Genomic DNA, 24,207 nt, shown 5'->3' on the forward strand with positions numbered 1-24,207 from the left:
GTGAGGTGTTACAATCCGTTCAAATTGTAGTTTTTAGGACAGAGGAAGAGTAGTGAGTGATATACATATAACGCTGGGCGATCTGTGTCAACAGCTCTCCATATCGAGGGCAACGGGTAGAAATTGGCTCAGACTTGGGAAAATTGAATCACAGGGCAAGCAGCCTGATGGTGCGGTGTATTTCACCGAGGACTATGTCAGGTCTGTAAATGAATCACTGAGAACGGGGAAACGTCAGTCACTTCGCAGCCGCAGGAATAAGGGATACGTGTCCGGGAAATGTCTGTATGACAGATACGTGTCCGAGGACTGTGTAAGCGCACATGAGGTAAAAAGACTTGCGGATCTACTTGCAGAGCGGGGGGTATGCGTGACAGAGACTGTTATGAGAGCTCTACTGGCTGACTGCGCACTTAAGCTGCTGATAAGCAGTGGGGCTGTAGTACGCGACAAATATAGTGACGCCCAAACCGCAATGGCACAGAAAGAGGCTGGCTCCGGAACAGAGGATTATCCGGTGATAGCTTGCTATGCAGAGAATGAACTTCTCATGGCATATATTGATGGAAGAATTCAGGCTGGTGTCTGGAATGTTCTGATTGACGATATAATCGGGAACCCTGGGAAAACTGCAGATTGGATAAAGGCTAACAGAGAATTCTTTGATATCCACTATGAGTATCAGAATGGAGAGGATGTACCTGGATTGCTTTATATGTCCATAAGGGATATTGGAAGCCGCAAGGCGGCGGGATCATATTACACCCCGACGGATATAGTCAGGAAGATGCTGGATGATGTGTATAGTGACATGGAAAATGGTGATGAGAGAAGGAAGCAGCGGCTTCTGGATCCATGCTGCGGAACAGGCAATTTTCTGATACAGCTGCCGGATGATATAGAGCTTTGCAACATATATGCATGTGATATAGATGAATTCAGCGTACAGCTTGCAAGGTTCAATCTGGCACTGAACAGACTGACAGATAAAGACGTTTTCACTGAGACCGCAGGCATACAGACTATATGTGAGAATGTGGCATGCAATGATTTCCTTATAAAGGAGTTGTTTGTGTCAGAAGACAGCGGTGAATATGAAGAACATAGAGGAAATAAAGAATTTAAAGAACTTAGAGAATTTACAGATCACGGATTCGACATTATAATCGGAAATCCTCCGTGGGGATATGCATTTGGCAGTGATATGCGGAGATACCTGAAAACGGCATACAGGACAGCTCAGGGAAAAGGCATTGAATCATACGATGTGTTCGTAGAGAGAGCTCTTGAATTGCTGGAATACGGAGGTGCGCTTGCATTTGTGCTTCCGGAGGCATTGCTTGACGTGAGAAATCACAGCGCAGTCAGACAGATCATAGCAGAGTCGGCAAATGTGAGACATGTGAATTTTGTTGGTGATGTATTTTCTGGCGTTCAGTGTCCTGCAGTGACTTTGAGACTTGAGAAAAGCCGTGATGCCGGCCACTGCGAGGGGGCAGAGATCGAGAAAAACGGTGAAGCATTTGTCATCAGAGACGACAGGCCACTGGACGCTCATGGATTTGCGCTCAGAATAAATGATGAGGAGTACCGTCTTCTGGCAAAACTAGAAGCTGCGGAGAATTGTGTGTGCCTTAAGGAACGGGCGGATTTTGCTCTGGGTATTGTGACAGGGGACAATAAGAGATATTTGTCAAACGACTGTCTTGATGGAATGGAGCCGGTGGTGACTGGTTCAGATGTGTACAGGTACAGGTATCAGGATTCTGGTAAATACGTGGATCCGGATCTGGCTTTGTACCAGCAGGCGGCACCTGCCAAGCTTTACCGTGCACCGGAGAAACTGATATACAGATTCATCAACCGCCAGTTGGTATTTGCATATGATGACAGGCAGAGACTTACGCTTAACAGCTGCAATGTGGTCATTCCACGTGTGGAAAGGCTGGACATGAAGTATATCATGGCTGTGCTTAACTCCCGGGTGGCACAGTATATGTATGAGAAGCGGTATCATGTGGTAAAGGTGCTGAGGTCTCATATTGAATCAATTCCGATACCGTTGGCAGATGTGAGGTCGCAGCAGGAGATCATCCAAATGACGGACAACCTTATGACATGTGAGCACAGGGGTGATCTGTATGACGAGATCGATGATGCCGTGCGAAGACTGTATGGTGTGAGCGATGAAGATTATGAGTTCATCAGACGGACTTTATCTGGAAACAGATATATGTTATAAAGGTAGATGGAATATGATACATTTTAAATAAAATTTTTGTAATGGGAACCCGCCGTCAAGGCTGGGGATTCCTTACGAAGCACGCATACGCCGCGCGGGACGCCTATAAAAATGCGCATGTTCCATTAATAATAAGAAAGAGGAAGAGATGATGAACAATATACTTCTTATAAATGATATGGCAGGCTACGGAAAAGTGGCACTGTCAGCCATGATACCGATCATGTCCAACATGAAATTTCAGGTGTACAACCTGCCGACAGCCCTTGTGTCAAACACACTGGACTACGGTAAATTCGATATTCTTGAGACCACCGGCTATATGAAGAACAGCATGAGAGTGTGGGGTGAGCTTGGATTTACATTTGACACCATAGCAACCGGATTTCTTGTATCGGAGGAACAGACCAGGCTTGTGGCTGAGTTCTGTGAGAAGAAGAAAGACCAGGGTGCGTTTATATTTGTCGATCCGATCATGGGCGATGACGGAATCCTGTACAACGGTGTTACGGAGAATACGGTTGGCTATATGAGACAGATGTGCAAAGTGGCGGATCTCATAGTGCCAAACTGCACAGAAGCAGCATTTCTTGCCAGCAAATACACTGACAAGAGGATACTGACCATGGCGGAGGCCGAAGATCTGGCACATACGCTTCACGGATATGGAGCAAAGACCGTAGTTATTACCAGCGTGAATATAGATGGACAGACAAGCACTCTCCTGTTGGATGGCGAGACAGACAAAATGAACGTGTTCCCATATACAGAGATTCCTGTGAGATTTCCGGGAACCGGTGATATATTCTCTGCTGTGCTTATCGGAAAGTACAGAGGCGGACACAGCATAGAAGACAGTGTGCAGTCAGCCATGAAAGTGGTGGAGAAGCTTATAGCCTTGAACAAGGACAATGTTGACAAGTATAAGGGAATCCCGCTTGAGCAGTACATAGAGGTGATAACGGAATGAGCAGACCGCAGATCAAGATAACACTCATAGACCGCAAAGGCCCTCACGGCTGCCACAGGGGGCATAAGATAGGTGACAGCTACGATTTTGATACTGAGCGAGGGCAGCTCTGTCCCATGGCCATGCATGTGGCATTTCCATATGTGGATATTCTTAGATATGGTGGAACCATCCCGGGAAATGAGCCGGGAACTGCAGTGTTCTGTTGTCCTGATGTGGACACGATCAATGTGTTCAGGATAGAGGTTGTCCAGTCTGAGCAGGATAAAAATTGACAAATAAACGGCAAAGAGACAGCTAAAGAAGCGGTGTATCGGAAGAAAAAAACTCCCTTATATAATATAATACATGGTAAGTAAGACAGATGTATTTATCAAGTATGGGAGGTGGCACATATGGCAGGATGCAGAGCGCATTACAATATATATGCATGGATAATTGCTGTGGTTATGTGCGTCTCATATCTTGGAGTTTGTGGGCTTTACAACCCGAATGTCAGGAATTATTCTGCGCATTCGGTATCATTGCTTGGTGAGAGTCGGGGAATAGACGCCGGGAACAACGATGTGCTCATGGTTGACAGTTCTGCGGGGCTTGTGATCCAGACAAGAAACATACGGACTGGAAATTCAGAAGAATCCATAGACGATACATGGATGCTGTCGGCGGTTCTTGCGGCATTGCTGTTGAGTCTGATATTCTGTGTATGTGCATCTGCAGGCAGATATCCCGAGATGACAAACAGCCGCAGATGGATACTCCTGGAATATATACACAGGTCAGACGGGAAAAAGCGCACCTTCATTGGGAATTAAATGTAATAGAGATTACCAGTGAAGGAGAGATAATTATGGCAATGGATATATTGGCTTATACATTTGGGGTTATAGCACTTGCAGCAGCAATCAAATGCTTTGTGGACGAAAACTGGGGTGAGAAGATGCACCGTGAATCAGAGGATATCACGGCTCCAGATGCAAAAGACATGACTCAGGATAAGAAGGCAGCTTAGATGATAAGCAGTTTAACCAGACAATAAAATAGAGAGAGAATTATTGATCCCACAGATATTATTATGGATATCTGTGGGATCATTTTTATTTTTTCATCCGGTTAAGCTCCGGTATTACGGTTAACAGCATTGTGAAAAAGCATGCGCTTCCTCCGAGTATATTTGATATAGGTTCAGCCATGAATACGCCATTTGTTCCGAGATGGAAAGCATACGGCAGCAGGTATGTAAGAGGGACTACGATGATCGCCTTTCTGAGCAGAGAGAAGAAAATCGCCTGCTTTTTCTTGTTCAGCGATTTGAAAGTAGTCTGGCCGATATACTGAAGCAGCATAAATGCAAATGCAGCGAAATATATTTTGAGAGCCGGGATGGAGTCACTTATAAGTGAACTGTCTGAGCTGAATACAGATATAAGTGCTCCCGGAGCAATCAGGATGATTCCCCATGCTATGACCATATATATCACTGCAAGCAGAGACATGATGGCTATGGATTTTTTGACATGATCGGGCTTTCTGGCTCCATAATTGTAGCTGATGACTGGGGAAGCACCTTCGGCTATTGACCAGATAGGAGTTTCGACGATCTGTCTGACGCTTGACACGATGGTCATGACTGACACATAGACATCGCCTCCAGTACGTGACAGGACACTGTTACAGCATATTGATACAAGGCTGTTTGTGAGCTGCATCACAAATCCAGCGGTTCCCAGACTGACAATATCCTTTGCATATGTCACACACTCCCTGAATTGTCCCAATGAAAGCAGCTTTACCTGCAATTCGGCTTTGTTCTTCAGAAAGTAGAGGACAAAAGCGGCAGACATGATTTGCGATATCACGGTGGCTATGGCCGCACCTCTGACGCCGAGATGTAGGACAAATATAAATACGGGATCGAGAATACAGTTGGCGGCAGCACCGACGGCCACTGTCAGCATACCTGTTACAGAATATCCCTGTGCATTGATGAATGGGTTCATGCCTGTTGATACCATGGATGGCAGAGTGCCAAGCAGATATATCATCATATATGGGTACGCATATGTGAGTGCGCTTTCCGATGCTCCGAACAGGACCAACAGCGGTCTTGCAAATATCATACCGACAGCCATGAGAATAATGGCAGCACCACATAACATAGTGAAGGCTGTATTCATTATGGTATCTGCGGTTTTATCATCCCCCATCCCTCTTCTGATTGAGAACAGAGGGGAACCGCCACTGCCAAACAGATTGCTGAAGGCAGTGATTATGATGGTGATCGGGAAACAGAGACCGACTCCGCCGAGAGCAGCGGTGCCCACATCAGGTATTCTTGCTATGTAGATCCGGTCGATCACGTTGTACAGCAGACTTATGAGCTGAGCCACTAGCATAGGCATGGCCACACCGAGTATATTTTGAGTTATCTTTCCATTTTCAAAGTTTACTCTTTTCATAGATTTCATTCCTTACAAAATGTATTGAATAGTTTACTTTCATATAATAGAACTGCAGTTAAAAATAATCAATAGACGTATATGGGGGTGTGTTATAGATATGAAACTACCTTCTCAATCATATTTTGTTTAAAGTGATTAAAAAATAATTAATATTTAACTAAATTAAGTTTGACTATTAGGTAGAGCTTAACTAATATGAAAACAGAAATGTATAATGTATATAGAACAAATGGAATGACAGGAGACAATATTATGAAGATCAAGCCAAATGATGTTATGATCAGGTATACAGGACGTATTGACTGGACAGATGCGGAGAAGCCGGTGTGGGTATATCCTTGTACATCTGCGGAGATGAAATTTACGGGCAATACTCTTAAGATAAAGGTGTCCAACAGAAACAATTACTGGAACAATTATCTGGGCTGTATAATTGACCAGTCACAGAGAAGTTATTTTTTGAACAAAGAAGGGATCACGGAACTGGATATAGCGGTTCCGGATAACGATACAAATGAACATTGTGTGCTGTTCTTCAAGAGACAGGATGCATGCCATGAGGTAACAATACTTGAGTATGAGATTGGAGATGGGGAGAGACTTCTTCCTTTGAAACCGCTGTCAGGCAGGCGAATAGAGGTGTATGGAGATTCGGTGTCAGCGGGCGAGGTATCGGAGGCTGTCGACTGCGTTGGAAAGGAAGACCCGGTACACAATGGCGGTTATTCAAACAGCTGGTATTCGTATGCGTGGATTACTGCAAGAAAGCTGAAAGCACAGATTCATGACATAGCCCAGGGAGGGATAGCTCTCATGGACAGGATAGGATGGTTCCAAGAGCCGAATCAGATTGGCATGGAAAGTGTGTGGGATAAGATTCACTACAATCCTACATTTGGTCCGGTGACAAAGTGGGATTTCTCCCAGTACACACCTCAGGTTGTTATAGTTGCTATAGGACAGAATGACAACCATCCGTATGATTTTATGAAAAATGACTATAACGGCAGGCAGGCGGAAACGTGGCGTGACCATTACATGAAATTTCTGGGAAAACTCAGGAAGACATATCCGGATGCACACATAATCTGCTGTACCACACTTCTCTGTCACGACTGTTCATGGGACAAGGCTATAGATGAAGTGGTTGACACTATGAATGATAAAATGATAACTCATTATGTATATGGAAGAAACGGATGCGGCACGCCAGGACATTTGAGGATACCGGAGGCGTGTGAGATGGCAACGGAGCTGGCCGAATATATAGAAGGTCTCGAAATTGAGGGGTGGAATTAAATTATATCCTAACTTAGAGGTAATATAGGATTATTAATGAGCTGATGTTCAAATATGGAGGATAAAGCATGGAAAATTATGATCTTGAAAGAATAAAATCAGTTATACAGCGCGCCCAGAGTGGACAGGAACTTACAATAGGGTTCCTTGGCGGTTCGATAACGCAGGGAAGTTTGGCGACGGAGCATGAAAATACTTATGCATACAGGGTATACAAGTGGTGGTGTGATACATTTCCACAGGCAAAGTTCAATTATGTGAATGGCGGAATCGGCGGTACGGATTCCTATTATGGGGTGTCAAGAGCGGTCACTGATGTGCTCATGTATCAGCCGGATCTAGTTGTGGTGGATTTTAGCGTAAATGATGTGGATAACATATACTGTGAAGAGACCTTTGAAGGTGTGCTGAGAACACTGCTTTGCTGGTCATCAAGACCGGCGGTGGTGGTGCTCAATAACGTTTTCTACGACACGGGTGTGAGCACCCAGGATATCCACAACCGACTTGCAGATCATTATGGAGTGCCGCATGTGAGCGTGTACGATACCATATACAGGCGGATGAAGGCGGGAGAATATAACAGGATCGACATAACCCCGGATGGACTTCATCCAAATGACAAGGGACATGGCCTGGTAGCCGGTGAGATAACAAAGTTTCTTGAGAGAATTATGGAGGATCTCATACAAGATGAGAATTTGGCTGATGACTCAAATACGGATACCGCAGATGCTGGCGCGGACACAGAGAATGATATCCAGGACGAATCAGCCTGCTCATGTGTACTTCCTACCCCTGTTACCGCAAATGCTTATGAGTATGCAAAGAGGCTTACCATACGCGAGATATGTCCTAAGCTTTCAGGGTTCAGGGCTGATACTCATGAGAAGATGGGACACCTTGATCATTTCAAGAATGGATGGACAGGTGTACATGCCGGTGATAGCATAACATTTGAACTTGAGGGAAGCTGCATAGGAATTCAGTACAGAAAGACCATATCAAGACCGGCGGTCAGGGCGCAGGCTGTGCTTGATGGGGATACTGCACATCCGATATTGCTTGATGGCAATTTTGATGAGGACTGGGGTGACTGTCTGTATATAGAGCCTGTGCTTCATCATGGTGAGAAGAAGAAACACACACTTGAGATAACGGTTCTTGATGATGAGAGTGTGGGTACAACACCATTCTATCTTATGTCCATAATAGTTGCATGATAAGTATGTGATTAAGAGAATGACAATGTTCAGATTGGCATAGATATTTGAAGAATTAAATTAAAATAAATAATGTTGTGTATTGCAATATTGGGGATAGAGGACTATTATTAGCTCAGATGTACAAAGAGGTACTGCATAATCTTGCAGTGCCTCTATTTTTTTATGATGGATTTTATATCCGTACAGATTTTTGAGGAGGATGATATTATGCCACCGATGAACAATGCAGATTATCTTATCAGATTGCAGCACGCAGATGAACTTGACGCTATGAAGGCAGCAAAAAAGGCAAGCGGACTCACATACGAGGCGCTGGCAGAGAAAATAGGTGTGAATAAAGTATGGCTCGCATCAGCATTTGAGGGACAGCAGTATGTGCCTGAAGAATATTGCGATAAGCTTGCAGAAGCACTGGGAATAGATAAGTCAGCCACGGCATTTCTTGCAGAGCACCCATATAAAGGCAACACGGATCCTATTCTCTACAGACTTCATGAGGTCATTGATACATATGGTCCTGCCATCAAGGACATAATCCACGAGCAGGGCGGAAATGCCATCATGAGTGCCATCGATTTTGGCCTTGACGTGGATGTGACTGAGGATGCCGAGGGCAACCACAGAGTCATCATCAAGTTTGACGGAAAACTCCTGCCATATGCCAAGAAAGGACAGTATCCTTGGTAGAGTTGATGTGTTGACATTACAACTGTTGTAAGGTTTAATATCATGTGGGGACGGAGGGGACAGGTATCTCCGTCCCCATCAACATGAAAGACGAGGACATACATAATGGAGAAGAACCTTACGACCGGAAGTGTGCCAAAGACGATGGCGTATTTTGCGCTGCCTTATCTTTTATCTTATTTTCTGCAAACATTATATGGGATGGCGGATCTGTTCATCATAGGACAGTTCTGTGGCAATGATGCCGGGGCCACCACAGCGGTTGCAAATGGATCTCAGGTCATGCATATGCTCACGGTGATTTTGGTTGGTCTTGCCATGGGAACAACTGTTGTCATAGGAAAAGCAGTGGGAGCAAAAAAGCTTCAGGATGCCCAGGCTGCCATCGGAAATACAGTCACCATCTTCATGATAATATCAGTAGTACTTACAGTAATGCTGCTCATTTTTATAAATCCAATAGTTGCGGTCATGGATACACCCAAGGAGGCTGTAAAAGGAATCACCGATTACCTGATAGTCTGCTTTATAGGAATTCCATTTATAACAGCATACAACGTGATAAGTTCCATATTCAGGGGACTCGGCGATTCCAAAAGTCCAATGTACTTCATCGCGGTTGCATGCGGCCTTAATATTGCACTTGATTATATATTTATAGGCGCCTGCGGCATGGGCCCTCTTGGCGCAGCACTTGGAACAACGCTGGCTCAGACGTTCAGTGTCATCATATCATTTGCCGCAATAAAGAGGATGAATACCGGGCTGAAGCTCACGAGAAATGACTTTGTTCCGAGAAAAAACGTGCTCGGCGAGATAGTGAAGATCGGTCTCCCGGTGGCTGTTCAGGACGGATGCATACAGATAGCATTCATCATCATAACCGTCATTGCGAATAAACGTGGTGTAAATGACGCGGCGGCAGTGGGTGTTGTGGAGAAGATGATAAGCTTTATCTTCATAGTTCCATCGTCAATGCTCGCCACAGTATCGGCACTTGCCGCACAGAATATTGGCGCAGGAAAGCATGACCGGGCGGAGCAGATACTAAGGTATGCGCTGGGGATCATAGTGGTATACGGAGCCATAGCTATTGCGGTAGTTGAAATATTTGCACCGGAACTTGTGGGACTCTTTAGTAAGAACAAAGTAGTTGTAGCGATGGGAGTTCAGTATATCAGCAGTTATATAGTGGACTGCGTATTTGCGGGAATACATTTCAGTTTCACCGGATATTTCTGTGCCTATGGCAAATCCTATATAGGGTTTATTCACAATATGATAGCCATAGTATGTGCAAGAATTCCGGGATCATATCTGGCATCTGTCATGTATCCAGACACCCTGTTCCCGATGGGATTTGCGGCACCGGCTGGATCATTTATATCCATAGTGATATGCGTGGGAGCATTTGTGTGGATGAAGAGGTGCGGTACGCTGTATAAGGCCAACTTATAAGAGATATGTATTTGGTGATAGGAATGTTTATTGTGCGTTCATTTCGTAAAGGTATTATGATCGTTCGGATACAAGTGGCAGTTCATTGATCATCAGTCGTGCGGAATATCATGGAATCTACCGTCCAGCTCCTCGGTCTTGACCACGTTGATAAACGCGTGCTCATCTATTCCACGGATCATCGGGATGAGCTCACGCTTTGCCTCGGCGTTGATGACAGAATAGATAAGGGTTTTCTCCTTCTCCTCATAGCAGCCGATCCCGGTGAATAATGTGGCGTCGTGATTTGTCAGATCTTTGATGGCGTGATATATCTCATTTGATTTGTCGGAGATGATGAACAACGTTTCTTTCTTATATCTCTTATATAGAAGCTGGATCACCTGCGTGCTGCAGAACTGGTAGATGATGGAGTACAGAGCCTTTGACCAGCCGAACAGTGCACCGGCTGCGATCAGCATCACGATGTTTCCGAGCAGTATGTAGTTCCACGCATCTATACCCTTCTGGTGGGACAGGAATATGCTGATGAAATCAGTTCCCCCGGTGCTGGTTCCAACGTTCAGGCACAGGCTGATGGCGAGTCCATTGATGAGACCGCCGAACAGGCTTACAAGCATTATGTCGTCCGTAAATACATATGATGGCAGGATATCCACAAATATACTCGACAGAAGTATGACTATGATCGAATAGAGGGTGAATCTTTTGCCGATATATTTGTATGATATGTATGTGGGAAACAGATTCAGCCCAATGTTGAAAACTGCAAAAGGCACGCTTATGTGCAGAAATTTTATTCCAATGTTCTGGAGAAGCAGGGATGCTCCGGAGAACCCGCTTGGAAACAGCCCTGCGGTCTTGGCAAAGCATCGGAGATTCCATGCGTATAGTATAGATGCAAATACGACGATGAACAGGCGAAATACCTGATAAAATCTTGGGTGTTTTAACTCTAGAGATTGAAACATAGCGGTACCTCCTTTGTAAGTGTCACTGTAAATTGCGATTAATTTTCAAATGGACGGACCCTCAAAGTCACGCCTAAATCCTTGCATATCTGGCGGCATCGCTTGATCTTATCCTCGGGCATGACCTTGTCAACAACTGTCATGACAACGTGTGGCACGTACCTTTTGGCAAGAACGGCAAAATCCTTGATGGCCGCGTAGGACTGGATTCCATAGCGTGATCTGGTCAGTTCAAGAAATTCATTTTCATCAGGGGCGTTCAGGGATATTGATACAGTGTCGAATCGGCCCTCAAGCTCTGGTGTGACATCTCTCCCATATATAAGATTGGCAAGTCCGATGGTGTTGAGACGGACTTTGAGATTGGGATATGTGTTTTTCAGTGAATCGATCACCGCGCACACGTCTTCAAGTCTCTCAAGAGGCTCGCCAAATCCACAAAATACAAGTTCATTTATGATATTCAGGTCATACTTTGAGAAAAGCTCCAGAACCTCCTCTATAGAAGGCTCGCCATCCTTCAGCCAGAGAGTATTGTTCTCCTGCTGCTTTTTTGTCTGCCTCAGGCAGAACACACAGCTGCATGGACATTTGTTTGTCATGTTTACATATATATTTTTGCCTGTGAGATCCCCGCTCTTTGCAATGTCGAGGTAACCTTCCTCACCGACTTTTCCGGTTACAGTGTATAAAACCATAGTTGAATCTCCAATCGTTTAAGTTATTCCTCCGTCAGATCCTTCATGTACATCTCAAAGCACAATCCCCAGTTCTCCGGAACATTGTTCTCAACGCAGTAGCTTATGCACTTTGATACATATGAAGCGGCCTTTTTCACGGACTCATAGACGCTGTGTCCGTTCAGATACATACCCGCAATGATGGCTGCGATCACATCTCCAGTGCCGCTCCTGTCGCCGCCGATCCTGTCAACCATGACCATCTGGAAATCCTCATCCTTGTTGTAGATGAAGTTGGCTATCTGAGTCTTATTGAAATGTATTCCTGTCACAACGATATGTTCCGGTCCCTGCTCCGCCAGGGTCATGCACATTTGCCTTAGCTCGTTCACGGTCACAGTGTGCTCCGGATATGGAAGATCAAGGAGGGTGCAAAGCTCCGTCAGATTAGGAGTGATAATGTCGGCATATTTTACAAGCTCCTTCATCTTGCTGCACATAGACGCGGTATAGGTTGGGTACAGCTTGCCGTAGTCACCCATGACGGGATCGACGATAACAAAATTCTTCTCGTTTTTAAAGTATTTGATAAAGTCGATAACTATATCAACCTGTTCCTCAGAGCCGAGAAATCCTGTGGATATGGCATCGAACTGCAGCTCCAGATCTTTGTAGGTCTGGATGTAATCCCGCATTTTTGGTGTGTAGTCATCAAAGTAAAATATAGGAAACTGTGTATGTGTAGATAGTATTGCTGTCGGCACAGTGACAGCCTGGATCTTCATGGCGGACACTATCGGTGCCATGACAGCGATGGAACATCTTCCGAATCCTGTAACATCATTTATTAGAGCGATTTTTTTCTGCATCTTAGTTCTCCAAATTCAATAAATATAGTAGATTTTATCATCAAATACAGGTGTGTTCAATATTTGAATTCCGTCAGACCAAGTGAAATTTATGTTCAAAAGGGAGAGAATAGGTAAAATTTCCACATTGCCCCATATCTTGATAAGTAGTAAAATATAGGCAAATTTTGTATGGCTGGTGTTCAGGAGGAATGAGTATGAATGAAGTCGTTTTAAAGATATATGTCTTTTCGTCAATTATAATAGCCGTCATGGATATTATACTGGCGATGAAATCCATAAAAAAGAATAAGACGACTGGAAGGTTTCTGGGACTTGCCTGCATAGGAGCAGCTATAGTCGATGTCAGTTATCTTATCAGCATTATAAGCGATTCGTATATGGCCATGTCCGTCATGTCGAGTATATATTTCGTAAGCATTGATTATATGCTGGTATGTCTGCTCATATTTATTGTTTATTTTACAAAAGGACGTTTTTCAAAGCGTGGAAGAGCGGCGATAGGCGTATGCTTTTTTTACTGTCTGTATGAGCTTGTAATATTTGCCATAAATCCATTCAAAAATATAGCGATAGGGTATGTCAGAAGAGACACCGTGATAGCGAAATACAGCTATGATATGAAACTGCTGTATGATATGCATCTGGTTTTTTCATATGCGCTGGTGTGTGTAGTACTCATACTCCTTGTAAAGAAACTTTGCAAGATCCCACATGAATATCGTTTGCAGTACAGCAGTGTCATTCTGGGACTTCTTGCGCTCGTTGGGATAAATGCAATATTTCTCTACGCTCCGGGAGCGGAGGTGTACAAACTTCTGGATTATTCCATCTGTGGCTACAGTCTTACATCATTCATTCTGTACTGGAGCTGCTTTAATTATTCAACCCATGGCATGCTCAACAAACTAAAGACAAACATATTCGAGAATATAGGTCAGGGAATAGTTTTGTTTGATTATGACAACCATTTGATCCTGCACAATGACAGGGCGGATGATTTCCTTGGAAAGGAACTCCTCTGCAAATGTGAGAATCTGCAGCAGTTTCTTGAGACGTATGATCTGTCCGTTGATTTTGCAGCTGATGACGACAGTTTTTCTCTGCAGTGCTATATAAAAGGTGATGATGGAGACAGACCTTTAAGGTGCGATATCAGAAGGCTTGACAACAAGGAAGGCCACAGACTTGGTCAGATGTTTGTATTTTCTGATATATCTCTGGAGACGGATATGCTTACAGGATTTCAGAAATGGGATAGCTTTCAGAGACTTGCCATGGAAGAGGTGGACCATTTTACGTTTCCGGTTGGAGTGGCAATATGCGATATCAACGGATTGTCTGTGATCAACAGCACTCGTGGTAATCAGGCGGGTGACCAGAGGATAAATGCACTTGCGGGCATCATGAGAAAGAACTTTCCGGAGAGAACATATTATGTCAGGGGTATTGATGCGCACCTGATAGCACTTTGCAGTCACAGCAGTGAGGAAGAGATGGCTGCATGTGTCAAAAGGGTCAAAGAACAGTATAATGGAAGTATACAGTATGCAGTGGGGGTGGCTGCGGATGAGGGACAGAGCATAGTCGCTGCAATCATTGATGCGGCAACAGCCATGAAGACAAAAAAGCTTGTGGACAGTGAATCATCGCACTCAGATATGCTGACATCACTCATAAGGGCTCTTGAGGAGTGCGACAGCGATACGGAACAGCATGTGCGTCGTACACAGGAGCTGGGGGCTGAGCTAGGCAGACGAATAGAGCTGTCAGATATCCAGCAGAGCAAGCTGGCGCTGCTTTGTCTGCTCCATGACATAGGGAAGGTAGGAGTTCCTATGGAGATACTCAACAAGCCGGGGAAACTCACGGATGAGGAATGGAAGATCATGCGTTCCCACGTTGAGAAGGGTTATGAGATCGCCATGAGCAACACAGAACTCAGACAGATCGCGGAGGAGATAAGGCATCATCATGAGAGATGGGATGGAAATGGATATCCAGATGGACTGAGCCGTGAAAGCATACCGGTTCTGTCACGTGTGATCGCGGTGGTTGATGCATTTGACGCAATGATCAATGACAGACCTTACAGAAAGGGTATGTCGATACCAAAAGCGATAGAAGAATTAAAGAGCTGCGCGGGCAGCCAGTTTGATCCATATATAGTTTCGGAGTTTATCAGGCTTGTATCAGAGAAGTATGCAGATTCGCTGGCAGCTGACTCAAAGCAAGGGGCTGCTGATGGTGGTGTCGGTGCAGATGGTAATGGAGAGAATGTTTGTGATCGAACTGCCCCAGAAGATGGTCTGGCGGACGCTGATGGTGATGGTGCCAGCACAGACGACGAACAGACAGAGATCCGGATTATGGCGCGCAGACAGATGGTGGATTCTACTGAATATGGCAAGGATGCGTTTCGTGTACATGCAGTCAAATATAGCAGATATCTGGTGGATGAAAACTGGAGGATCATATCTGTAGACGATAATTTTGAGGAGCTTACGGGTTACAGCAAGGAGGACATAGAGAATAATATCATAACCCAGATCGACCTTATACCGGACGAGGATAAAACGGAATATCTTTGTCAGGTAAATGCGAATCTGGCAAAGAGCACATTTGTATTTCAGGAACACAAGATACACCGGAAGGATGGCAGGGATATATATGTATTGTGCACTGGAAGAATGTTTTATGATTCGGCACTTCAAAAAGACAGAGGAGAAATAGTAATAGTGGATGTATCAAGTACATATGCTTTGAAGATGCTGACAGATGCGGAGCAGAATAAGGCGGATGTGAGACTCAGAAACTGGGAGAATACCTATCGTACAGATCCCCTCACAGGACTTTTGAACCATGCGGCATTTAGAAGTGACATGGAGCAGAGACTTCTTGAGTGTACGCACACAGCGGTGATGATCATGATGGATGTAGACAGATTCAAGCAGTACAACGACACCTACGGACATCACAATGGCGACAAATATCTTGTCCTTGTGGCACAGACACTGCAGGCGGCACTCCGCGGTGATGACCATGCATGCCGTATGGGCGGTGATGAATTTGCAGCCATGCTGTTCTTCAACAAGAGTGTGTCTGATGACGTGATAAGGGAACGTGCCCAGCAGATATTTGACAAGGTGAACCTGACTGTGAAGGCCACAGAGGGAGGAACAGGAATCTCCATGGGTGCGGTGATCGCAAGAACTGAACTGACATTCAACGAGATGTATGAGGAGGCGGATAACGCCCTCTATGATGTTAAGGAGAGTGGAAGAGGCAGGATTGAGGTGAAGAGGCATGGGGAGTAGATTTAAGGGTGCATGATTTGTGAAAGTGACGAGGTATTGCTTATGATAAAAAGGAAATTAGCAACATTTATGTTGACATTAATACTGGTGATGACAGGTGTATCGACGATTCGTGTGATAGGCTATGCGCAGGAAGAATCTTCTGGTTCATCAACAAATCCCCAAGAGGGAGTTACAGAATACAAGTACAGTGCTGAAAGTGATCCTCAAAAAGGTGTCGCATTAAAGGTTGAATGGAACGAACCGAAATTAGGAGAGGATACAACATTCCATGTTTCAGCGGATGGTGGCAGTGGCCGGTATTTGTTCAGAATGGATGCACCGAGTTATTCCGATCCGGGTGAGTACAGCTTTGAATCCGTGGCGGATCCAAGCCGCGGAGCGTGGATTCAATACACAGATGAGTGCGAATCTCACGACTTTGAATTCACAATGGCTGCTTCGGGAGTCTATAACTTCAGGTTTTATGTAATGGATAAAACCTCAGGGGTCTATTATATGCGTGTGAGCACAAATATACAGGTATCTGACAGGGCTTATCCGAGCGTGGGTGACATCGTGAATGCTGCTGTAAAAAAGTGCAGCAAGGAGACTGATGGTTCAGACTATGAAAAGGCATTGTGGCTGCATGACTGGCTGTTGCAGCAGCTTGATTACGATCATTCCCTGAAATGGTCTTCGGCAGAGAGCGCACTGACACGAAAGCTGGGGACATGTCAAGCCTATGAGAGTGCCTATTCAAAACTGCTTACTGCAGCCGGCATAACAAATGCTGAGACAAGGGATACCTATGATGGACATACCTGGAATGCCATGAAGCTGGATGGCAAATGGTATCAGGTGGACTGTACATGGGATGATACAAAAGACAATTATTATAACTTTGATCCTACGCATTTGTATTTTGGACTGACGGATGAACTCATGGCGTTGGCACACAACGGTCATAATAAGATTTATATGGCAAGCGGTTATGGTACACGTTCTACAAGCCTGGCAGACAACTACTTTGTCAGAAACGGAGATGCCGCAAAGTGGGCGCGGGCCTACGCTGACAGGATTCAGAAAAATCTCAATGCAGGTAAAACCAAATTCGAAGTTAGCACTGACAATGCGTCATATCCGCCGAGCATTTCGGGTATTCAAAATGGGATTATCGCATATGCCTTAAATCAGATGACGTGGAAGGCGGGAAGTAAAAAAGTTACATTGCGTGTGGCGGGAGCATCCACCAAGCTTTCTTTTACTGCAAAATATACGGACACAGTAAAGCGCGTGAGAATAGCATTTGCTCCAAATGGAGGGCGTGTGAGTTCTGGAAGTAAGACAGTCATTTGTGGAAAAACTTACGGAGCACTGCCGGCACCGACCAGAAGGGGATATACATTTGCAGGCTGGTACACAGCAAAGAGTGGCGGCAGCAGGATCGGCAGCAGCTCGGTTGTGAGGACCACCAGGAATCAGACATTATACGCAAGATGGAAGCTGGTAAAGTATAAGATCCAGTACAGGCTTGGCAAGGGGACAAACAGCCGGTCCAATCCAGCCGGTTATACCGTCAGATCTAGGACTATAGTCTTGAAGAAGCCGGTCAGAAAGGGTTATACATTCAAGGGGTGGTACAGCGATCCAAAATTCAAGAAAAAGGTTACGAAGATTGCAGCCGGCAGCACCGGCAGCAGGAAACTCTATGCCAGGTGGGTGAGAAAATAAATTCGTATAAATCGATGCAAAACGAAGAATAGCCCCTTTGTTGTCGAATTGTGAAAAATATGCGATAATGAGTGCTGGAGAAAATATTTGGCGCCAAGGAGGCATAAAGGGGATTATGGCAAAGATTGCGTTTTGTGATGATGATGTTTCTGTGCTTGCTGAGATGCAAAGGCTTATGGAACAGTATTGTGCGGAGAGAGACTGCAAAATAGAATACAGTATTTTTAATCATCCTTTTGACCTGGTGGCGGAAATAGAGAAGGGAAACAGATATGATATCCTGTTTATGGATGTCTTGATGCCGGGAGAGAATGGAATTGAAGCGGCAACGGAGATACGAAAATACGATAAAAACGTCAAGATCATATTTGTCACTTCGTCCTCTGAGTTTGCGGTGCAGTCTTACGTTATAGGTGCATACTATTATCAATTAAAGCCCATCTGGGCAGAGAGCTTTTTCCGTTTGCTTGATTCTGTGCTTGCAGCCTGTAAAAAGGAGGCGGAGACCAGCCTCATTCTGCGATGTAAGAGTGGAATCACCCGTATAGATATAAAAGCCCTGGAATATTGCGAAGTCATTCATCGCACCCTTATATTTCACCTGAATACAGGAAAAGTACTGGAAAGCGCCGGCAGCATGGATGAGCTTGTAAAGCAGCTTTCCACGTATCCTTTTTTTCACAGACCTCACCGTTCTTATCTGGTAAATCTGGAATATGTGCAAAACATAACATTTAGGGGGATTACCATGTCTAGTCTTGCAGAAATACCGGTTCCACGGGGAAAATACAATGAAGTAAAGGATGCATTCCTTGAATATGCGTTCCAGAACAGGCAGGTAATGATATGAGCCTATATATTTCGCTCCTTAACAATATGGCTGTGAGCTTTTTTGGGGGAATATTATCAGCGTCTTTTTGTAATGCGCTGTCCACTAGGAAAAGAAAACTCATTTTCATAGGATGCATGGTTTTACTCCCGCTGATACAGAGCATATTATATTTCAGCAAGGGCGCTGATTTTGTAAGACATATTTATCCGTTGGCGGTGCATCTTCCATTGGTCATTGTTCTCTGGATGTTGACAGGAAAATTGCTGTGGTCTGTTTTTTCTGTACAGGCGGCATACTTGTGCTGCGAACTTAGAAGATGGGTTGCACTTGCCACAGTTGCTGCATTTTCGGGAAGGCAGATGATGCAGGATATTACAGAACTTGTGGTTACAATCCCTGCATTGCTGCTTCTGCTTCATTTTGTGTCACCTGCAGTCAGAGGATTGTCAGATAAAAGTCTCAGGGAGCAATGGCAGTTTGGAATCATACCGGCGCTATATTATGTATTTGACTATTTTACAATAGTGTATACGAACCTTCTTTTGAGTGGCAGTTACGTTGTAGCGGAATTTATGCCTTTTGTATGCTGTGTTGCATATCTGGCCTTTCTCTTATATAACTCCAAAAAGGAACAGATGCAGAATGAGATGAAGCTGATCCGGAATAATCTGGATCTGCAGTTAAGTCAGGCGGTGAGGGAAATCAGCAGTCTGCGTGAGTCGCAGACATTGACCAGACAGTATCGCCATGATATGCGTCATCACCTGCAGTATGTGTCTACATGTATAGAAAATGGTGAAGTTGAACAGGCGCAGGCTTATATATCGGGAATATGTAAGGAGATTGAGGCGCAGAAGGTCCAAATATACTGTGAAAATGAGGCAGTGAATCTTATCCTATCTTCATTTGCGGGTAGAGCCAGGAAGAAAGAAATTGAAATAAAGATACAATGTGCAATTCCCGCAGATCTTACTGTGTCGGAAAGTGATCTGTGTGTGCTCTTGTCTAATGCCTTGGAAAATGCCTTGCATGCATGTGTGCCTTTGGCTGCAGAGGGAAGATCATGCGAGATTGATGTGAATTTTTATGAAAGAAATAAACACCTTTTTTTACAGGTGGTAAATGACTGTAAAGCTCCCATAAAGTTTCAAAATGGAATACCTGTGTCTGATATGGAAGGACATGGTATAGGCGTTCAGAGCATATGTGCGATCGTGCAGCGTTACGGCGGGGTTTTCAGCTTTGCGGAAAATGATGGCAAGTTTACGCTCAGACTGTCATTGTAAAAGAGTGTCGATTCGATACATTTTTGGTACGATTCGTGCATTTAGACCTCACTGATTGCAAATACATAATAAAATATACTCAGATTATGTGATTGCAATAAAGAGGAGGAAATTATTATGAAAAAGACAATGAAAAAACTGATGGTTCTCATAATGACCATGATGATGGGAATGTCGCTGGTGGCGTGCGGCGGTGCAGATAAGCAGCCTGCGATTGATGCGTTCAATAAGACAAGTACATCTTTTAATGAGGTTGCAAACATTATCAACGAAAATCCACAGGCTTATGATCAGGATTTGGTTGATACAATGGTCGACATGGCCGGTGTGCTCAATGAGCATAAACAGATCTTAGAGAGCGATGATGATGTTGAGGAAGAAAAGCTTCAGGAAATGATCGACTGGTATGGTACGGTTGATGAGTGGGTTGCTCAGGTTAAGGAAGAAATTTCAAAATAGTTTATTATTAGATCATGTGGTGAAGACTGCATACCAGAGGGGCGGGCGCATTGGAGTGCCTGCCCTTTTTTAATAGCAAAAATTAAAATTCTCTTGATATATTGCCAAAAGACGTATAAAATGCATGTGTATTTTTATGTTTTATATCTCAGTCTGGACTCTATTTTCGGCAGAGATATACACTCCGTGAGGATTGCTGAGCCGCTGATATGATATATGTCAGCAGAGCTGACTGGCAGCTTGCGGCAAGATTCGCCAGCGAATCTTAAGAAGAAAGACATTCAAATAAGAATATGGCAAAGGAAATAGTGGAATTATGAAAAAGGTAGTAAAATTTGGCGGAAGTTCATTGGCAAGTGCAGAGCAGTTTAAAAAGGTTGGAGCAATCATCACATCAGATGAGAGCCGTGTATACGTTGTTCCTTCTGCACCTGGAAAGAGATTTTCAGATGATACAAAGGTAACAGATATGCTCCTTCATGTGTATGAAACTGCGAAGGCAGGGAATGATTTCACAGAGGAAGTGAAGGCGATCAAGGCCAGATATGATGAGATCATCACAGGCCTTGAGATTAAGGATTTTTCACTTGATAAGGATTTTGAGGAGATTACAAAGCAGTTGGAGGATCTTACCAATCCGGACCCAATGTGCACACTGGACTATGTGGCATCAAGAGGAGAGTTCCTCAATGGTAAGATTATGGCTGCATATCTTGGCTTTGAGTTTATAGATGCTGCAGAGGTTATCTTTTTCAATGCAGAGGGCAATCTCAATAGCTATAAGACGGAGAAGGTACTTGGTGAGAGACTTGCCAAGACACAGCATGCGGTTGTTCCAGGATTCTATGGACTTGGCAAGGATGGCAAGGTAAAGACATTTTCCAGAGGCGGTTCAGATGTAACAGGCTCGATCGTCGCACAGGCAAGCAGAGCCGATGTATATGAGAACTGGACAGATGTCTCAGGCTTCCTTGTAGCTGACCCACGTATTGTTCCAGATCCAAAGCCGATCAAATATATTACTTACAGAGAGCTTCGTGAGCTTTCATACATGGGTGCATCAGTTCTCCATGAGGATGCGATATTCCCTGTACGCCACTGTGGTATCCCAATCAATATCCGCAACACAAATGCGCCTGAGGACGCAGGAACCTGGATAGTTGAGAGTACCTGCCAGAAGCAGGATTATGTTGTAACAGGTATTGCAGGTAAGAAGGATTTCTGCACAATATTTATTACGAAGGCTATGATGAATTCAGAGATAGGATTTGGAAGAAAGGTGCTTCAGGCATTTGAGGAGAATGATATCTCATTTGAGCATATGCCATCAGGTATTGACACGATGACTATCGTAGTTCATGCAGATGAATTCGTACACAAGGAGCAGAGAGTTATATCTGCCATCCATAGACTTGCAGAGCCGGATTCAGTTGAGATTGAGTCAGGACTTGCACTTATAGCTGTTGTAGGCCGTGGAATGAAGTCAGCAAGTGGTACAGCAGGCAAGTTGTTCAGTGCACTTGCAAAGGAAGGCATCAACATAAAGATGATAGACCAGGGTTCATCAGAGCTGAATATCATAATCGGAGTAAAGAACAGTGATTTTGAGACAGCCATAAAGGCAATATATAACACATTTATAACAGACAAGTAATAACAGATTGCTAAGCATCGTAGGGGTGGGCACGTATTGATAATGCATACCTTTGCAGAATGGGGCAGCACAGGGCAGAATATGGCGGAAAACCTCCAAACTGATGTAAGATAAAATTACTCAGTTTGGAGGTTATTTTTATGGCAATAAGAAAAAACAGCCCACAAAAAGTAGCAATGAGAGAAATGACGGTAGAACTGTTCACAAGTTTTAGGGTATAATTTGAATGCAAATTGAGCAACAAATCTGGGAAAACATAATCATCAATGTGTAAAATGTGATAGTCATGAGGAAAAAAACGAGAATTACCGAAAGGGTGTGGGAGGCATTGTGCGGGAAGAGGACCAAACAAGCAGTAGCCTTGGCTGTATTATTTGTTCTAATGTTTATTGGTGGATGTTTTTTTGTGAAAGCCAATCAAGCAAAGGAATTTGAGAAAAACGATTATGGGGTGTTTTTAAATGCGGACGCCTCATCTTTGGAACGATTTAAAACGTATGAAACGATTGTAATTGATGCACAGTATTTTACAAAAAGGGATATTGAATTGCTCCATCAAAATGGAACAGTCGTATATACATATCTAAATATTGGGTCGATTGAAAACTTCAGGGAGTACTATACAACCTATGCGGAACTGGCAATCGGTGAGTATGAGCACTGGGAGGAAGAAGAATGGGTAGATGTAGCAAACCCAGACTGGCAGAAGTTTATGGGACAGCTTTCTCAGGAACTATATGAAAAAGGTGTTGACGGATTCTTTATAGATAATTGTGATGTATATTATTACGATCCGCACGAGAGTATCTTTGAAGGCATTACAGCGATTCTACAAAACATAATGACGTTGGGAAAAGCGGTCATCATCAACGGTGGAGATACTTATGTGGCGGAATATAGGGAACGCTATGGGGCGATTGATCAGATTATGACAGGTGTAAATCAGGAATCAGTATGGAGCAGTATTGATTTTGATAGCGGAACTTTTGGTGAACAAACGAGCGAGACGAGAGATTATTTCTGCAAATATTTGGAAACGTGCAAGGCGGATGGGGTGGAAGTGTATCTGTTGGAATATACAACTAATCAAAAACTGATTCAAAAAATAAAAGAATACTGCAAGGAGCAAGATTTCCATTTTTATATTTCCAATTCCCTTGAACTTAGATAATGAGTGTTGAGAAATACGAAAAAGATGAGCAAATTAAGTTTCGTCACTTCGTTCCGTCAAGGTGGCTACACCCCCTTGCGCCGCTAAAACGGCTATCCCCTGTGGACTTATGGAAAAACTGGTAGCTTTCTTTTATCTCCAAGATGAGAAAAGTTCTGGCGATAGTAACGTTTAATCATCGATATTCTTATTTTATTCTTTACTTTACCAACTAATCTGGCGGTGCAGTTTACGATATTGTCCAGGGGTTATACCAGTGTATCGCTTAAAAATAGAAATAAAATAACTTTGAGATGAAAAATTCAAGTAAGTACTGATTTCGCCCAGACTGTAGTCAGAATGTGCCAGCAAATTCTTTGCCTTTTCGATAAGAACTTTATGGATAAAAACAGTAAGCGTCTGTCCGGTTTCTATATGGAACAGGGCAGACAGATATTTAGGTGTTAAATTAACTAAAGATGCCAGTTGATTTAAGGTTAAAGTTTTATTTTTTTCATGATAGATATAATCAATGACGCGAGAAATAGCTGGTGAATAGTAGTTTTTTGGCGTCTTTTTTGCCTCAGCAACACGAAGCGTATGGGAACAGTCCTTTCCGATACGCAGATCAAGAGTATGCGGGAGGGGGAAAAAGACTTTCGTCAAAGGATTAAAGGGAAAGAAAGGAAGTTATGATGCCTACCTTATCCCGGAGGGAATAGAGGATTATTCCTATACCAAAGATGGAAAGGAAATCAAAGGCTCACAGTATAAGGTCAAGCTGGAATTTCTGAAAAAGTAAAATGAGAATTATATTTGCTTTAAGATTTTTAGGAAAATAGATAAGAACACACAATTCGATTTTTGTGGAATTATGGTATAATATGTAAGAAAAATATATTATGTTCTTCATAAAAATATGAAGGGAGATG

The 24,207-nt window shown here is 43.8% G+C and carries 21 protein-coding genes; 16 read left to right on the plus strand and 5 right to left on the minus strand.

The genetic code is table 11. The features are described 5' to 3' along the window. Positions 1-52: 52 nt before the first annotated feature. The 5 genes from DWX57_RS11900 (at position 53) to DWX57_RS14175 (ending at position 4,224) form a co-directional block, all read left to right on the plus strand. Entirely contained in the window at positions 53-2,242 is a 2,190-nt protein-coding gene (locus DWX57_RS11900; protein WP_120124388.1) for an Eco57I restriction-modification methylase domain-containing protein, read from the plus strand. Between the two features lie 151 nt (positions 2,243-2,393). After that, positions 2,394-3,212 (plus strand): pyridoxamine kinase, encoded by an 819-nt coding sequence (locus tag DWX57_RS11905; protein ID WP_015533605.1) that lies wholly within the window; start codon positions 2,394-2,396, stop codon positions 3,210-3,212. Continuing rightward, entirely contained in the window at positions 3,209-3,487 is a 279-nt protein-coding gene (locus DWX57_RS11910) for a TIGR04076 family protein (RefSeq protein ID WP_117550975.1), read from the plus strand. The genes DWX57_RS11905 and DWX57_RS11910 overlap by 4 nt, the downstream gene beginning before the upstream one ends. 120 nt (positions 3,488-3,607) lie before the next feature. Further along, the gene (locus DWX57_RS11915; protein WP_055147572.1) at positions 3,608-4,027 is read left to right on the plus strand and encodes a hypothetical protein; all 420 of its coding nucleotides are present in this window, start codon (positions 3,608-3,610) and stop codon (positions 4,025-4,027) included. Positions 4,028-4,062: 35 nt separating this feature from the next. Beyond that, positions 4,063-4,224 (plus strand): hypothetical protein, encoded by a 162-nt coding sequence (locus DWX57_RS14175; RefSeq protein WP_015533608.1) that lies wholly within the window; start codon positions 4,063-4,065, stop codon positions 4,222-4,224. Between the two features lie 85 nt (positions 4,225-4,309). On the opposite strand, the gene DWX57_RS11920 is transcribed toward DWX57_RS14175, so the two are convergent. Continuing rightward, entirely contained in the window at positions 4,310-5,671 is a 1,362-nt protein-coding gene (locus DWX57_RS11920; protein WP_022216274.1) for an MATE family efflux transporter, read from the minus strand. 255 nt (positions 5,672-5,926) lie between these two features. On the opposite strand from DWX57_RS11920, the gene DWX57_RS11925 reads away from it, so the two are divergent. From DWX57_RS11925 to DWX57_RS11940, 4 genes are all read left to right on the plus strand, one after another. Beyond that, positions 5,927-6,973 carry a GDSL-type esterase/lipase family protein gene (locus DWX57_RS11925; protein ID WP_120124394.1) on the plus strand — a complete coding sequence of 349 codons (1,047 nt, stop codon included), beginning with the start codon at positions 5,927-5,929 and terminating at the stop codon, positions 6,971-6,973. A 68-nt stretch (positions 6,974-7,041) separates the two neighbouring features. Beyond that, entirely contained in the window at positions 7,042-8,196 is a 1,155-nt protein-coding gene (locus tag DWX57_RS11930) for an SGNH/GDSL hydrolase family protein (RefSeq protein ID WP_117874481.1), read from the plus strand. 210 nt (positions 8,197-8,406) lie between these two features. Next, positions 8,407-8,886, plus strand: a complete 480-nt coding sequence (locus DWX57_RS11935; protein ID WP_117874622.1) for a cyanase — start codon at positions 8,407-8,409, stop codon at positions 8,884-8,886. Positions 8,887-8,991: 105 nt separating this feature from the next. Beyond that, the gene (locus DWX57_RS11940) at positions 8,992-10,344 is read left to right on the plus strand and encodes an MATE family efflux transporter (RefSeq protein WP_117874482.1); all 1,353 of its coding nucleotides are present in this window, start codon (positions 8,992-8,994) and stop codon (positions 10,342-10,344) included. A 92-nt stretch (positions 10,345-10,436) separates the two neighbouring features. On the opposite strand, the gene DWX57_RS11945 is transcribed toward DWX57_RS11940, so the two are convergent. The 3 genes from DWX57_RS11945 to DWX57_RS11955 are packed head-to-tail and all read right to left on the minus strand — an operon-like array spanning position 10,437 to position 12,864. Next, on the minus strand, positions 10,437-11,315 hold the full coding sequence (locus tag DWX57_RS11945; protein WP_117874483.1) for a YitT family protein: 879 nt from the start codon (positions 11,313-11,315) through the stop codon (positions 10,437-10,439). 38 nt (positions 11,316-11,353) lie between these two features. Then, positions 11,354-12,013, minus strand: a complete 660-nt coding sequence (locus DWX57_RS11950) for a TatD family nuclease-associated radical SAM protein (protein ID WP_055147560.1) — start codon at positions 12,011-12,013, stop codon at positions 11,354-11,356. Positions 12,014-12,036: 23 nt separating this feature from the next. Continuing rightward, positions 12,037-12,864, minus strand: a complete 828-nt coding sequence (locus DWX57_RS11955; RefSeq protein WP_022216280.1) for a pyridoxamine kinase — start codon at positions 12,862-12,864, stop codon at positions 12,037-12,039. Positions 12,865-13,061: 197 nt separating this feature from the next. Here DWX57_RS11955 and DWX57_RS11960 point away from each other — a divergent pair, with 197 nt between their 5' ends. The 7 genes from DWX57_RS11960 (at position 13,062) to DWX57_RS11990 (ending at position 23,296) form a co-directional block, all read left to right on the plus strand. Next, a complete protein-coding gene (locus DWX57_RS11960) occupies positions 13,062-16,181 on the plus strand; it encodes a diguanylate cyclase domain-containing protein (RefSeq protein WP_120124396.1) in 3,120 nt (1,039 codons plus the stop codon). Positions 16,182-16,250: 69 nt separating this feature from the next. Then, positions 16,251-17,894 (plus strand): InlB B-repeat-containing protein, encoded by a 1,644-nt coding sequence (locus tag DWX57_RS11965; RefSeq protein ID WP_243106230.1) that lies wholly within the window; start codon positions 16,251-16,253, stop codon positions 17,892-17,894. Between the two features lie 67 nt (positions 17,895-17,961). Then, positions 17,962-18,744: a LytR/AlgR family response regulator transcription factor gene (locus DWX57_RS11970; protein WP_243002918.1), complete on the plus strand. Its 783-nt coding sequence runs from the start codon at positions 17,962-17,964 to the stop codon at positions 18,742-18,744. Positions 18,745-19,022: 278 nt separating this feature from the next. Beyond that, the gene (locus tag DWX57_RS11975; protein ID WP_243105869.1) at positions 19,023-20,012 is read left to right on the plus strand and encodes a sensor histidine kinase; all 990 of its coding nucleotides are present in this window, start codon (positions 19,023-19,025) and stop codon (positions 20,010-20,012) included. Between the two features lie 117 nt (positions 20,013-20,129). Beyond that, the gene (locus DWX57_RS11980; protein WP_022216291.1) at positions 20,130-20,471 is read left to right on the plus strand and encodes a hypothetical protein; all 342 of its coding nucleotides are present in this window, start codon (positions 20,130-20,132) and stop codon (positions 20,469-20,471) included. A 316-nt stretch (positions 20,472-20,787) separates the two neighbouring features. Beyond that, positions 20,788-22,125 (plus strand): aspartate kinase, encoded by a 1,338-nt coding sequence (locus DWX57_RS11985; RefSeq protein ID WP_117550958.1) that lies wholly within the window; start codon positions 20,788-20,790, stop codon positions 22,123-22,125. 286 nt (positions 22,126-22,411) lie between these two features. Continuing rightward, a complete protein-coding gene (locus tag DWX57_RS11990; RefSeq protein WP_243106231.1) occupies positions 22,412-23,296 on the plus strand; it encodes an endo alpha-1,4 polygalactosaminidase in 885 nt (294 codons plus the stop codon). 204 nt (positions 23,297-23,500) lie between these two features. Here DWX57_RS11990 and DWX57_RS14830 read toward each other — a convergent pair whose 3' ends face one another. Next, a complete protein-coding gene (locus tag DWX57_RS14830; RefSeq protein ID WP_207666525.1) occupies positions 23,501-23,941 on the minus strand; it encodes a helix-turn-helix domain-containing protein in 441 nt (146 codons plus the stop codon). Positions 23,942-24,207 lie beyond the last annotated feature (266 nt).

Origin of the sequence: Coprococcus sp. AF19-8AC, from assembly GCF_003603115.1 — a bacterium.
Classification (GTDB): Bacteria; Bacillota; Clostridia; order Lachnospirales; family Lachnospiraceae; genus Coprococcus; species Coprococcus aceti.